Annotated in this window: 12 protein-coding genes; 6 read left to right on the top strand and 6 right to left on the bottom strand. The window is 72.9% G+C overall.

Annotated elements, in window-relative coordinates:
* Positions 1 to 61: 61 nt before the first annotated feature.
* Genes ACWCO8_RS25005 through ACWCO8_RS24995 form a run of 3 tightly spaced genes read right to left on the bottom strand, consistent with a single transcriptional unit; the run spans position 62 to position 3,410 of the window.
* Positions 62 to 943 (bottom strand): SDR family oxidoreductase, encoded by an 882-nt coding sequence (locus ACWCO8_RS25005; protein WP_451034128.1) that lies wholly within the window; start codon positions 941 to 943, stop codon positions 62 to 64.
* Positions 940 to 1,875: an alpha/beta fold hydrolase gene (locus tag ACWCO8_RS25000; protein WP_451034127.1), complete on the bottom strand. Its 936-nt coding sequence runs from the start codon at positions 1,873 to 1,875 to the stop codon at positions 940 to 942. Before ACWCO8_RS25000 ends, ACWCO8_RS25005 begins: the two co-directional genes overlap by 4 nt.
* Complete coding sequence (locus ACWCO8_RS24995) at positions 1,872 to 3,410, bottom strand: flavin-containing monooxygenase (protein WP_451034126.1); 1,539 nt, start codon at positions 3,408 to 3,410, stop codon at positions 1,872 to 1,874. The genes ACWCO8_RS25000 and ACWCO8_RS24995 overlap by 4 nt, the downstream gene beginning before the upstream one ends.
* A 223-nt stretch (positions 3,411 to 3,633) precedes the next feature.
* Between ACWCO8_RS24995 and ACWCO8_RS24990 the strand changes: the two genes are divergently transcribed.
* From ACWCO8_RS24990 to ACWCO8_RS24965, 6 genes are all read left to right on the top strand, one after another.
* A complete protein-coding gene (locus ACWCO8_RS24990; protein WP_451034269.1) occupies positions 3,634 to 4,251 on the top strand; it encodes a MerR family transcriptional regulator in 618 nt (205 codons plus the stop codon).
* A 98-nt stretch (positions 4,252 to 4,349) separates the two neighbouring features.
* Positions 4,350 to 4,943, top strand: a complete 594-nt coding sequence (locus ACWCO8_RS24985) for a hypothetical protein (RefSeq protein ID WP_451034125.1) — start codon at positions 4,350 to 4,352, stop codon at positions 4,941 to 4,943.
* A 5-nt stretch (positions 4,944 to 4,948) separates the two neighbouring features.
* Positions 4,949 to 6,310, top strand: coding sequence for a peptidoglycan-binding protein (locus ACWCO8_RS24980; RefSeq protein WP_451034124.1), 1,362 nt, complete (start codon positions 4,949 to 4,951; stop codon positions 6,308 to 6,310).
* Positions 6,307 to 7,014, top strand: a complete 708-nt coding sequence (locus ACWCO8_RS24975) for an ABC transporter ATP-binding protein (RefSeq protein WP_451034123.1) — start codon at positions 6,307 to 6,309, stop codon at positions 7,012 to 7,014. The genes ACWCO8_RS24980 and ACWCO8_RS24975 overlap by 4 nt, the downstream gene beginning before the upstream one ends.
* A complete protein-coding gene (locus ACWCO8_RS24970; protein ID WP_451034122.1) occupies positions 7,011 to 8,222 on the top strand; it encodes an ABC transporter permease in 1,212 nt (403 codons plus the stop codon). The genes ACWCO8_RS24975 and ACWCO8_RS24970 overlap by 4 nt, the downstream gene beginning before the upstream one ends.
* A gap of 379 nt (positions 8,223 to 8,601) precedes the next feature.
* Positions 8,602 to 8,964 carry an SH3 domain-containing protein gene (locus ACWCO8_RS24965; RefSeq protein ID WP_362013168.1) on the top strand — a complete coding sequence of 121 codons (363 nt, stop codon included), beginning with the start codon at positions 8,602 to 8,604 and terminating at the stop codon, positions 8,962 to 8,964.
* A 69-nt stretch (positions 8,965 to 9,033) separates the two neighbouring features.
* On the opposite strand, the gene ACWCO8_RS24960 is transcribed toward ACWCO8_RS24965, so the two are convergent.
* From ACWCO8_RS24960 to ACWCO8_RS24950, 3 genes are all read right to left on the bottom strand, one after another.
* Positions 9,034 to 10,707 (bottom strand): sensor histidine kinase, encoded by a 1,674-nt coding sequence (locus ACWCO8_RS24960; RefSeq protein ID WP_451034121.1) that lies wholly within the window; start codon positions 10,705 to 10,707, stop codon positions 9,034 to 9,036.
* A complete protein-coding gene (locus ACWCO8_RS24955) occupies positions 10,704 to 11,420 on the bottom strand; it encodes a response regulator transcription factor (protein WP_451034120.1) in 717 nt (238 codons plus the stop codon). Before ACWCO8_RS24955 ends, ACWCO8_RS24960 begins: the two co-directional genes overlap by 4 nt.
* Before the next feature lie 101 nt (positions 11,421 to 11,521).
* Positions 11,522 to 12,319 (bottom strand): exodeoxyribonuclease III, encoded by a 798-nt coding sequence (locus tag ACWCO8_RS24950; protein WP_451034119.1) that lies wholly within the window; start codon positions 12,317 to 12,319, stop codon positions 11,522 to 11,524.
* Positions 12,320 to 12,368 lie beyond the last annotated feature (49 nt).

Genomic DNA, 12,368 nt, shown 5'->3' with positions numbered 1-12,368 from the left:
GGGGCGTCTCGCCCCTGGGCCTCGACCAGCGTGGCACGGCGGAACATTCCGCGCATTTCGATCAGATACTCTCCGTACGCGCCGCCTCGTCGGCCGCCCCTCCGGCGCCCACGAGCCCCTTGGAGACACCGGCCAGACGCGGTTCGAAGCGCTTCATCTCGCGCTGGCCGACGGTGGCGATGATGCCCGGCAGGTAGCCGCGCGTCGCCTGCATCCCGCGCAGCCACCACTGGGCGTACACGTGCGGCGAGCGGCGCTCGATGCCGGCCACGATCCGGTCGACGGCCGGGCCGAGGGGGTACGTACGGTTCGACGGCCAGGGCAGCCGCTGCCGCAGCTCCTTCATCACGTCGTCCTGGTCCGCGCCCCGGACCATGTCCGTGTCGGTCCAGGAGAGGTAGCCGACGCCGACCTTCACGCCCTTGTAGCCGACCTCGGCGCGCAGGCTGTGCGCGAAGGCCTCGACGCCCGACTTGGAGGCGCAGTACGCCGTCATCATCGGCGCCGGGGTCATGGCGGCGAGCGAGGCGATCTGCAGGAAGTAGCCGCGCGACTCCATCAGGACGGGCAGGAACGCACGTCCCGTGACCGCCCCGCCGATCAGGTTGACCTCGATGACCCGCCGCCAGGCGACCGGGTCGGAGTCGACGAACGGGCCGCCCGCCGCGACGCCCGCGTTGGCGACGACGATGTCGACCTTCCCGAAGCGCTCCTTGACCTCCTGGGCCACCCGGGCCATCGCCTCGTGGTCGGTGACGTCGGCGTGCCACCAGTCCGCCTCGGTGTGCAGCCGGCTCGCGACCTGCTTCAGCTCCTCCGGCTCCAGGCCGACGAGCGCGAGCTTGGCGCCGCGCGCCGAGAGCTTGCGGGCGAGGAGTTCGCCGACACCGCGGGCCGCTCCGGTGACGACCGCGACCTGGCCCTCCAGGCTGACCCTGCTCATGCCACTTCCTCCTTCTGCTCCTGCTGCTCCACCGCTACGTACGACGTGACGAGCGCGCGGATCCGGGCCGTCACCGCCTCCGGCGCCTCCACCGGTGTCATATGACCCATACCCGCCAGCTCCTCCAGGCCCACGCACCGCGGCAGCGCCGCCGCGAGGCCGCGGGAGTGGACGGGCGGGGTGAGCCGGTCGGCCGTGCCCGCGATCACGGCCACGGGCAGATCCAACTCCCGTACGCCCGCTTCGAGGTCGAGCTCCGCGAGGACCCGGGACCAGGCCACCCGCGCGCGGCGGGGGCAGGCGTGCACGATCCGGGCGCACGCGTCGACCCGCTCGGGCGCCGAACCGGGGCCCATCGTCGCGTACTTGAGGATCTTCCGGGACAGCGCGTTGACGGGCCCGAGGGGTGCCCGAGCGCCGAGAATCGCCTTGGTCAGCCGGGTCCGCACCCCGCCCGCAGGCAGCGGCAGGACGAGGGACTCGGCGACGAGCCGGGACGGCCCGGTGGAGCAGAGCAGCGCGGCGGCCGCGTGCTCCCGGAAGGCGGGGCGCGTGGCGGCGGCCATCAGGGTCATGCCGCCCATGGAGTGCCCGGCCAGGACCGCGCGCTCGCCGGGGGCGAGGGTCGCGGCGAGCACGGCCTCCAGGTCGTCGGCGAGCGCCCGGGTCGAGTAGCCGGACGGGTCCGCCGGGGCGGGGGTGCCGCCGTGACCGCGCTGGTCGTAGGCGATGACCCGGTGGTCGCGGGCGAGGTCGCGGATCTGCTCGGCCCAGAAGTCGATCGAGCAGGTCCAGCCGTGGGCCAGGACCACGGCCGGGGCGCCGTCCGGCCCGTCCACTTCGACATGGACGCGGGCGCCGTCGGCGGAGACCGCGATGACCTCCTGCGGGTGGGGCAGCGATCCCGTACGGGACCCGAAGAGACGGCTCACTTCACCGTCTCCTTCTTCTTGGGCGCACGGCGCGCGGCGGGCGCCTTGTCGGCGCTCGACTTCTCCGCGGGCCTCAGCACCTCGTACTCCGCGAGGTCCACCCGTCGCGTCTCGCGCCGGAACTCGGCTGTCGTACCCGGCCAGAGCGTGGTGTTGCGGCCGTTGGCGTCGAGGTACCAGCTGTCGCAGCCGCCCGACTTCCACACGGTCCGCTCCATCCGGTCCTGCACCCGGCGGTTCCAGGCACCGACGGCGGACGGCCGGGCGGCGAGCGCCGCGCGCCCACCGAGGACGTCGAGTTGGCGCAGGTAGTCCGCCATGTAGTTCAGCTGGGACTCGATCATCAGGATCATGGAGGAGTTCCCGAGGCCCGTGTTGGGCCCGATGATCGTCATCCAGTTGGGGAAGCCGTCGACGGTCGCGCCGCGCAGCGACTGCACCCCGCCCTTCCAAACCTCGGAGAGCGCGACGCCGTCCGCGCCCACGACCCGGTCGGCGATCGGCATGTCGGTGACGTGGAATCCCGTACCGAAGACGATCGCGTCGACCTCGGTCTCCGTCCCGTCGGCGGCCACGACGGTCGAGCCGCGCACCTCGCGAAGGCCGGAGGCGACGACGTCCACATTGGGCTGCGCGAGCGCCGGGTAGTACGCGTTGGAGAGCAGGATCCGCTTGCAGCCGATGCGGTACGAGGGGGTCAGCTTGGCCCGCAGCGCCGGGTCCTTGATCGACTTGGCCATGTTGCGCTTGGCGAGCGACTCGACGAGGCCCAGCTCGCCGGGGCGCTTGGTGAAGGCGCTCACCTGGAGTTCGCGGATGCCCCAGAGCAGGCCTCGGCGCGCGGTGCCGGTGAAGGGGAGCGTGCGGTGGAGCCAGCGCTCGGCGCCGGTGATGGCGCGGTCCATGCGGGGCATGACCCACGGGGGCGTGCGCTGGAAGAGCGTGAGCTTGCCGACCTGGGGCTGGATCGCGGGCACGATCTGGATGGCGGATGCGCCGGTGCCGACCATGGCGACGCGCTTGCCGGTGAGGTCGTAGTCGTGGTCCCACTGCGCGGAGTGGAAGACCTTGCCGGGGAAGTCGGCGAGGCCCGGGATGTCGGGGATCTTCGGGTCGGAGAGCGGGCCGGTCGCCGAGACGATCACATCGGCCGTGAAGGAGCCCTGGCTGGTCTCGATCTCCCAGCGCAGCTCGTCGCCGTCCCAGCGCATCCGCGTCACCTCGTGGTTGAGGCGCAGGTGCGGGCGGAGCCGGAAGGTGTCGGTGACGTGCTCCAGGTAGGCGCGGATGTGGCGCTGGCCGGAGAAGGTGCGGGGCCAGTCCGGGTTGGGCGCGAAGGAGAAGGAGTACAGGTGCGACGGGACGTCGCAGGCGCAACCGGGGTAGCTGTTGTCGCGCCAGGTGCCGCCGACGGAGTCGGCCCGCTCCAGGACGACGAAGTCGGTGATCCCCTCGCGGCGCAGCCGGACGGCGGCCCCGAGTCCACCGAACCCCGATCCGATCACCGCCACTCGTACGTGCTCGTGCTTCGCCATGCCGCCTCCCGTGCGCCCGACCCTGCCCATTACGCCAGCAATCACTGGCACAATCGGGACTGTAGAGCAGCGGCATACCGAGCGGTAGGGGTCGCGCGAGGGAAAGTTACCGGCGGTACAACATAGGCTGGCGGGCGTGGCTGATCGATCGGATGACGTGAACGCGGACGGGAAGGCGAGCGGGGCAGCGGGTGTCGCCGCGACGGGCGTACGCGAGTACCGCATGGACGAGCTCGCCGCCGAGGCCGGCATCACCGTGCGCACCCTGCGCTTCTACCGCGAGCGCGGACTGATCGCGCCGCCCCGCCGCGAGGGCCGGATCGCCTGGTACGACGACCACCACCTGGCCAAACTCCGTACGATCGCCGCCCTCCTCGAACGCGGCCACACCCTCAACGGCATCGCCGACCTCAACACCGCCTTCGAGAGCGGCAAGGACGTCAGCGAGGTCCTCGGCCTCGGCGAACCGACCGAGGAGGAGCCGGTCCGGCTCACCCCGCAGGAACTCGCCGACTACTTCGCGGGCGAGGTCACCCCCGAGAACCTGATGGCCGCCCTCGACCTCGGCTACCTCGCCACCGACGGCGACACGATCGTCCACATCAGCCGCCGGCTCCTCGACGTCTCCGCCGCCCTGGTGAAGGAGGGCGTCCCGCTCGCCGCCGTCCTGGAGGCGGGGCGCGCGGTGCGCGAGCACGCGGACGCGCTGGCCGCGCTCTTCACCGAACTCCTGCGGGAGCACGCGGAGGAGAAGGACATCCAGCGACTGCGCCCGCTCGCGAAGAGCGTGGTGGAGGCGGAACTGTCGATGGCCCTGGACCGGCGGCTGCGCGAGCCGTGATGCCGCCTTCGCCGTGATCGCGTGACCTCATGATGACCTCATGATCGCGTGACAGGTTCTTCAAAGGTTCTTCATCATCTCCGCCCTACGGTCGGCCCATGAGGACGACCAACCGAGTACTGATGGCCGCGGCCGCGACGGCCATGGCCCTGGCGCTGGCCGGCTGCGGCAGCGACGACGGCGGCTCGAAGGTGCCGACGGCCGGGGGCTCCACCACGTCGAAGGCGAGCGGGAGCGGCGGCGGGAGCGGTGACGGCAGCGGCGGTGGCGGTGAGCTCGCCGCGTACATCGACGGCAAGCGCACCTTCGTGAAGTGCCTGCGGGAGAACGGCGTCGACGCGCCCGACCCCGACGCCAAGGGCCAGATCGACCTCGGCGACAACGCGACGCTCAAGAAGAACCCGGCGTACCTGAAGGCCTCGCAGGAGTGCGCCTCGCTCAACCCGCCCGTGCCGGAGAGCCTGGAGAAGAGCCTCGCACCGAAGCTCTCACCCGAGCAGATCAAGGTCCGGCGCGAGTACGCCGAGTGCATGCAGAAGAACGGCGCGCCCGACTTCCCCGAGCCCGGACCCGACGGAAACGTCTACGGCGACGCCCAGTGGGACCAGACCTCGGCCGGCGCCAAGCGGGCCACCCGCACCTGCGCGCCGATCATCGGCGACCCCGTCGACGCGGGCGCGGGCAAGGGCTGACCGACATGACGGGCACGGAGACGTCCGGCGTAGCGACGTCCGGCAGAGAGACGTACGGCATGGAGGAGACCGCACCGGTCACCGAGGCCCCCGCGCCGACGCGGCGGCGCCGTGCGCGGACGCTGCTCGTGGCCTCGGGGTTCGTGGTGGTGACGGCGGTCGCCATAGGGGGCGCACTGGGCCTCGGCGGCGGCGGTGCGGAGAACCCGGCCGCGCCCCCGCGGACGGACTCCACGGTCGCGGTCACCCGCGCCACCCTCGTCGAACGGACCAAGGTGGACGGACAGTTGGGGTACGGAGCGGAGATACCGCTGCCGGTCAAGGCGACCGGCACCGTCACCTGGCTCCCCGAGCCGGGCGCGCGCGTCGAGCGCGGCGACGAGCTGCTGCGGGTCGACGACCGGCCCGTGGTGCTGCTGTACGGAACGCTGCCGATGTACCGCGAACTGGGGCTCGGACCGGCGCCGGAGGCGGAGCCGGGGCGCGGGGAGAACGAGAACGTCCGGCCCTCCGGGGCACCGACGCCGGGGGGCGCCGGTGCCTCGGACGGGCCGGACTCGGGGACAGCCGGGAACTCCGGGACGCCCGGGAAGGGGACGCCGGCACCGAACCGGTCGGCGCCCCCTTCCGGAACCCCGGCCACGGCCCCCGTCGCCCTGCGCGGCATGGACGTCCTGCAGTTCGAGTCGAACCTCGCCGCGCTCGGCTTCAAGGGCTTCACGGTGGACGAGAAGTACACCTCCGGCACGGTCGACGCGGTCAAGCGCTGGCAGAAGTCGCTCGGGCTGCCCCAGACCGGCCGGATCGGTGTCGGTGACGTCATCTACGCCTCCGGGACGGTACGGATCGGCCACGCCGGCGTCCGCCTCGGCGCGGCGGTCTCCGAGAACGCCCTGACGTACACGGGCACGTCCCGGAAGGTCGTCGTCGACGCCTCTGCCCTGGAGGCGACCTGGGCCGTACGGGACACCAAGGTCACCGTGCACCTGCCCGACGGGCGCCCGGTCGAGGGGAAGGTGACGTCCGTGGGGAACCGCGCGACCGCCCCCGAGGGCAACGGGGACGGCGGCGGCAACGGCGCCGACGGGGCGGCCGCGACCGTTCCGGTGACGATCACGATCGCGGACCAGCGGGCGATCGGGCGCCTGGAGAGCGGTCCCGTCACGGTCGAGTACGTGGGGCGGGAGCGCAAGGACGTCCTGACCGTCCCGGTCGCCGCGCTCGTGGCCCTCGCGGAGGGCGGGCACGGCCTGGAGACCTCGGAGGGCACGTTCGTGGCCGTGAAAACCGGGCTCTTCGCGGACGGCCGGGTCGAGGTGAGCGGTACCGCGGTCCGCGAGGGCCTGAAGGTGAGGGTTCCGCAGTGACGAGCTCGCCGGTTTCCTCAGAGGCGGTCGTGGAGGTCGAGGCGGTCTCGAAGACGTACCCGGGAGGCGTCGCGGCGGTACGGGACGTCAGCCTGCGCGTGGGACGCGGCGAACTGGTCGCGATCGTCGGCCCGTCGGGCTCGGGCAAGTCGAGCATGCTCAACCTGATGGGCAGCCTGGACCGGCCCTCCGCGGGCCGGGTCCTGGTCGACGGCCACGACGTGGCGGCGCTGACCGACCGCGAGGTCTCGGCGCTCCGGGCCACCCGGATCGGCTTCGTCTTCCAGCAGTTCCACCTGGCGGTCGGCGTACCGGTCCTGGACTCGGTCGCCGACGGCCTGCTCTACGCCGGGGCGCCGCTGCGCCGCCGACGGGCCCGCGCGGCGGCCGCCCTGGACCGGGTCGGCCTCAGCCACCGCGTCCACCACCTGCCCCACCAGCTCTCCGGCGGCGAACGCCAGCGGGTGGCGGTGGCCCGCGCGGTCGTCGGCGAACCCGCGGTCCTGCTGGCCGACGAGCCGACCGGGAACCTGGACTCCGCGTCGGGCGCGGCGGTCCTGGGCCTGCTCCGCGAACTCCACGCGTCCGGCACGACGGTCGTGATCATCACCCACGACCGCGACATCGCCGCCGCGCTCCCCCGCCGCATCGAGATGCGCGACGGCCTCGTGGTCGCGGACACGGCGACGGAGGCCGTCCGATGACCGGAAGACGTGCCGAGCGAGCGCCCCTCCGCGCCGCCCGCCTCCGCCCCGCCGACATCGTGCGGCTCGGCGGCACCGGCCTGCGTACCCGCCCCCTGCGCGTCTTCCTCTCCGCGCTCGGTATCGCGATCGGCGTCGCCGCGATGATCGCGGTCGTCGGGATCTCCGGCTCGGGCCGGGCGGAGGTGGACCGCAGGCTCGACGCGCTCGGGACCAACCTGCTCCGGGTCGCCCCGGGCAACACCCTCGAGGGCGGCAAGGCCGAACTGCCCGCCGAGTCCGTGAGCATGATCGACCGCATCCCGCCGGTGCGCCAGGTCGCCGCCACCGGCGCGACCACCGCCCACGTCTACCGCAACGAGCGCATCGCCGTGGGCCGTACCGGCTCCCTCGATGTCCTCGCGGCGGGCCGCGAGCTGCTGCCCGCCGTCGGCGGCCGGCTCCACCGGGGCCGCTGGCTGGACGCGGCGACCGAGACGTACCCGGCCGTCGTGCTCGGCTCCGCCGCCGCCCAGCGCCTGGACGTGTACACGCCCGGCACCCGGGTCTGGCTCGGCGGCCGCTGGTTCTCCCTGGTCGGCGTCCTGGATCCGGTCCCCCTCGCCCCGGAGCTGGACAACGCCGCGCTCGTCGGCTGGCCGGCGGCCCGTACGTACCTCCGCTTCGGCGGCCATCCGTCGACCGTCTACGTACGGACCGAGGACAGCCAGGTCTCCGCCGTACGGTCCGTCCTGGCCGCCACCGCCTTCCCCGAGAAGCCCGGCGAGGTCCAGATCTCCCGCCCCTCCGACGCCCTCGCGGCCCGCGAGGCCACCGAGTCGGCCCTCACCGGGCTCCTCCTCGGCCTCGGCGGCGTCGCCCTGCTCGTCGGCGGGGTCGGCGTCGGCAACACCATGGTCATCTCGGTCCTGGAGCGCCGCCCGGAGATCGGCCTGCGCCGCGCCCTGGGCGCCACCCGGGGCCAGATCCGCACCCAGTTCGTCACGGAGTCCCTGCTGCTCTCCGCGATCGGCGGCCTGGGCGGCACCGTGCTCGGCACGCTGATCACCGCCGTGTACGCGACGTCCCGGGGCTGGCCCACGGTCGTCCCGGTCTGGGCGAGCGCCGCGGGGGTGGGGTCCACGCTCCTGATCGGGGTGATCGCCGGCCTCTACCCGGCGGTCCGCGCGAGCCGGCTGTCCCCGACGGAGGCCCTGGCGGGCACGTGAGCACGCCCTGACGGACCGGCGGAAAGTGGCCAACCTGGCTATCCGGAACACCTCGTACGGCTTGGCGGCTTTGCACCGACCGGTACGGAAGCCTCCGGTGGGACCGGACGGACGGACCACCGAAAGCCCCCGCAGACGGGGAACGCGGAATACCACCGACCGGAATTCGGCCACCCCTCGGCGGAAGATCACGTAACAGTCGCGAATTACTCACGAGCGCCACCGGAATCCCCGTACACCCCACCGCACAAAAGCGGCCGAGGACACCGGAGGCCATTGAACTGCCGTACCCGGCGGCGCAATTCTTTCTCCGCACTCGAACGAACACACAGGTCCCGCTCGGAGCGAGCGGGAATTCCCCAGAGTTCAGGAGAGATTGATGCGTCTTCGGACGAAGCTCGCCGCGGTGGCCGCAGGTGCCGTCGTGGCCACCGGTGGACTTGTCCTGCCCACCACCGCCGTCGCGGCGCCCACCGGCGCCGCCGCGTGCACCCAGCCCGGCTGGTCGAACAAGGACAACGCGGGGGGCAGCACCAACTCCAACGCCGTGAACATCCGCTCCGGCCCCACGACCGAGTGCGTGTCGCACGGTCAGGCGCAGATGAGCCACAGCCTCACCCTGCACTGTTGGGTGAGCGGCCAGAGCGGCACGTGGTCCCACGTGCGGGACAACAGCACCGGCGTCTCGGGCTGGATCAAGGACAGCCTGCTCAACAACAACGGCGCCGCCAACAGGTGCTGACCCGCTAGGACGGCCCCCTCCCCGCCCCGACCGGCGGGGAGAGGGCCACCCCGCGTCCCGCCGGGACGGTCAGCCGAGGTCCGGCGCCCGCTTCGGCGACGCCGGCAACACGATCGTGAACACCGTGCCGACCCCCACCTCGCTGCTCACCTCGATGGCCCCGTGATGATCGGCCACGATCTGCCGGGCGATCGACAGACCGAGCCCGCTGCCCCCGGTGGCCCGCCCGCGCGCCGCGTCCGCCCGCCAGAAGCGGTCGAAGAGACGGGGCAGTTGGTCCGCCGGAATCCCACTGCCCGTGTCCCGGACCGCGATCCGGACCATCTCGTCCCGTTCGGCCAGTTCCAGCCGGACACCGCCCCCGGGAGCCGTATGCCGCACCGCGTTGCCGACCAGGTTGCTCAGCGCCTGGCGCAGCCGCCCGGGATCGCCGTACAGCGGCACGGGACCGCTCGTACCGGCCGTCTCCGTCGCGATCCGCACCCCGGCCGCGGACGCCAGGGCGCTGTGCGCGGTACGACAGGTCTCGACGAGCTCGCGCGCGTCCAGGTCGACCCGGTGGTACGTGAGGGCTCCCGCCTCCGCGAGCGCGAGGTCCTGCAGGTCGTCGACGATCCGCTGCTGGAGCAGGACCTCCTCGTGGAGCGAGTCGAGCAGCTCGGCGTCGGGCTCCAGGACCCCGTCGCGCAGCGCCTCCAGATAGCCCCGGAGGTTGGCCAACGGGGTGCGCAGCTCGTGGGCGATGTCCCCGACGAGCCGCCGCTGGCGCTCCTCGCTCTCCTGGAGCGAGCCGGCCATGCGGTTGAAGGACCGGCCGAGTTCGGCGATCTCGTCCCGGCCCGCGCCGGGGACGCGCCGCGCCAGGTCGCCCTCGCCGAGCCCGCGGGAGGCGGCGGTGAGCGCCCGTACCGGCCGCAGGACCGCCCGGCTCAGGAGCAGCGCGCAGACGACGGCCGCGCCGGCGACGCCCGCGGCGACGGCCACGGTGGGACCGACGGCGAGCGTGCCGCCGCCCCCGGTGTCGTCCAGGGCGCCGAGGTGGACGCTGAGGGGCTGGGGCGCGACGCTCGCGGTCCGCTCGTGGAACACCCGCTGCAGGCACGCGGTGCGCGCGCTGTCCCGGACGACCTCGCAGGTGAGGACGGCGTCGAGGTCGGTGCCGCCGGCCCGTACCCGCTCCTGCTTGACGCAGGAGGCGCCCCGGCCGGTCTCCGCTCCGGCCGCCCCGGCGTCGGTGAAGACGGGGACGCCGGCGTCGCCGGTGCGGGTGGTGACGGTGTGCCCGGCGCGGGTCAGGCAGGCGGCGTAGGTCACGCCGTTCGCGTACGAGTCGATGGCGCCGGCGGCCACCTTGGCGACGGAGGGGAAGTACTCCCAGCCGGGCAGCCGCAGCGTGGGCCGCGGGTCGACGAGGAGGGGCGGCGCGGTGCCGCCGGGGCGCGGCGCGCGGCCGAGGACGGTGTCGGAGTCGGCGATCTGGCCCTGGTTGGCCGTACTGATCCGGATGCGCTGACCGGTGTCGACGGCGAGGGTACGGACGACCTCGGCGACGCCGTCCCAGGTGCCGTGGGTCTGCCCGTACCGCAGCAGCTCGTCGGTGATCCGGGCGGCGACCTGCCGGTCGGCGGCGGCCGACTCGCGGAGCTGGCTGGTGGCCTGCCGCAGGGTCAGCCAGGCGGTCGCGGCGGTGGCGGCGACGGCGACGAGCAGCACGAGCCCGAGCACCCGCACGCGAAAGCTCACGACGCGCTCCCCGCGGCCCCGTCGGCATCGGAGAACCGATACCCGCGCCCGTACACGGTCTCCAGATACCGCGGCCGGGTCGGTTCGGCCTCCACCTTGAGGCGCAGGTTGCGCATGTGCACGTCGACGGTCCGCTCCAGGACGTCCCGGTCGAAGCCGAAGACGCGCTCGATGATCTGGGCGCGGGTGAAGACCCGGCCCGGTTCGCGGGCCAGGGTCTCCAGGATGGAGAACTCCCTAGAGGTCAGCGCCACGGGCCGCCCGGCCACGCGCACCTCGAACCGCGCGGTGTCGAGTTCGACCTCGCCGACCCGCAGCAGAGCGTCCCCGGCGGCGGCCGCCCCCCGCCCGGACCGACGGAGCAGGGCCCGGACGCGGGCGGTGAGCTCACGGGGGCTGTAGGGCTTGGTGAGGTAGTCGTCGGCGCCGAGGTCGAGCCCGAGGAGCATGTCCTCCTCGGTGGAGCGGGCGGTGAGCAGCAGGATCGGCACGTCGGAGGCCTCGGCGCGCAGAATGCGGCAGACGTCGAGGCCGTCGACGTACGGAAGCATCACGTCGAGCACGATCAGATCGGGCCGGGTGGAACGCGCCTTTTCAAGCGCGGCCCGCCCATCGCCCACAGCGTGAACGGCATGCCCTTCACGCTCCAAATACACGCGAATGAGCCGCGACTGCTTGGAGTCGTCTTCGGCGACGAGAATGCGAGCGCTCAACGTGCCCCCCAGGCGCGACGGAATTCCCCAGCAAACTAACGCACGGCAGCAAGGCGCAAAGCCCAGAAGCCGAAACGCCCGTTGCCGATGCCGACGCCTGACTACATCTCGTAGACAGCCGTGACGGGCGCGTGGTCGCTCCACCGCTCGGCGTGGGTGGCGGCCCGCTCGACGAAGGCCTTCACGGCCTTGGCGGCGAGGCCGGGGGTGGCGACCTGGTAGTCGATGCGCCAGCCGCTGTCGTTGTCGAAGGCGCGCCCGCGGTAGGACCACCAGGAGTAGGGCCCGTCCTGATCGGGGTGGAGCGCACGCACGACATCGACGTAGGTGGCTTCGCCGAAGACCCGCCCGAGCCACTCCCGCTCCTCGGGAAGGAAGCCGGCGTTCTTCTGGTTGGCCTTCCAGTTCTTGAGGTCGGCCTCGCGGTGGGCGATGTTCCAGTCGCCGCAGACGACGACCTCACGCCCGTCGGCGGCGGCGCGCTCCTTGAGCTCCTTCAGATACGGCAGGAACTCGTCCATGAACCGCACCTTCTCGTCCTGCCGCTCGGTCCCGACCTCGCCGCTGGGCAGATAGAGACTGGCGACGGTGACGCCGGGCAGGTCGGCCTCGATGTACCGCCCGCTGGAGTCGAACTCACTGGACCCGAAGCCCACGCGCACGGCGTCGGGCTCACGCCGGGTGTAGAGGGAGACCCCGGCACGCCCCTTGGCTGCGGCGGGCGCGTGCGCGGTGAACCAGCCCTCGGGCGCGCGCACGTCGGCGGGCAGCTGGGACTCCTCGGCACGGACTTCCTGCAGGCAGACGGCGTCGGCGGAGGTCCCGGCGAGCCACTCCACGAAGCCCTTCTTGGCGGCGGCACGGAGACCGTTGACATTGACGGAGGTGACAATGAACATCCAAGGAGAGTACCGACCCAATCGACCGCATACCCATACACTCCCCACC

The organism is Streptomyces sp. NPDC001927 (assembly GCF_053594455.1).
This window is presented reverse-complemented; position numbering and strand designations above follow the sequence as displayed.

Bases quoted from the DNA above. Each gene is read 5' to 3' on its own strand.
- ACWCO8_RS25005 (WP_451034128.1), bottom strand. From the start codon at position 943: ATGAGCAGGGTCAGCCTGGAGGGCCAGGTCGCGGTCGTCACCGGAGCG.
- ACWCO8_RS24995 (WP_451034126.1), bottom strand. From the start codon at position 3,410: ATGGCGAAGCACGAGCACGTACGAGTGGCGGTGATCGGATCGGGGTTC.
- ACWCO8_RS24990 (WP_451034269.1), top strand. From the start codon at position 3,634: ATGGACGAGCTCGCCGCCGAGGCCGGCATCACCGTGCGCACCCTGCGC.
- ACWCO8_RS24985 (WP_451034125.1), top strand. From the start codon at position 4,350: ATGAGGACGACCAACCGAGTACTGATGGCCGCGGCCGCGACGGCCATG.
- ACWCO8_RS24980 (WP_451034124.1), top strand. From the start codon at position 4,949: ATGACGGGCACGGAGACGTCCGGCGTAGCGACGTCCGGCAGAGAGACG.
- ACWCO8_RS24970 (WP_451034122.1), top strand. From the start codon at position 7,011: ATGACCGGAAGACGTGCCGAGCGAGCGCCCCTCCGCGCCGCCCGCCTC.
- ACWCO8_RS24965 (WP_362013168.1), top strand. From the start codon at position 8,602: ATGCGTCTTCGGACGAAGCTCGCCGCGGTGGCCGCAGGTGCCGTCGTG.
- ACWCO8_RS24950 (WP_451034119.1), bottom strand. From the start codon at position 12,319: ATGTTCATTGTCACCTCCGTCAATGTCAACGGTCTCCGTGCCGCCGCC.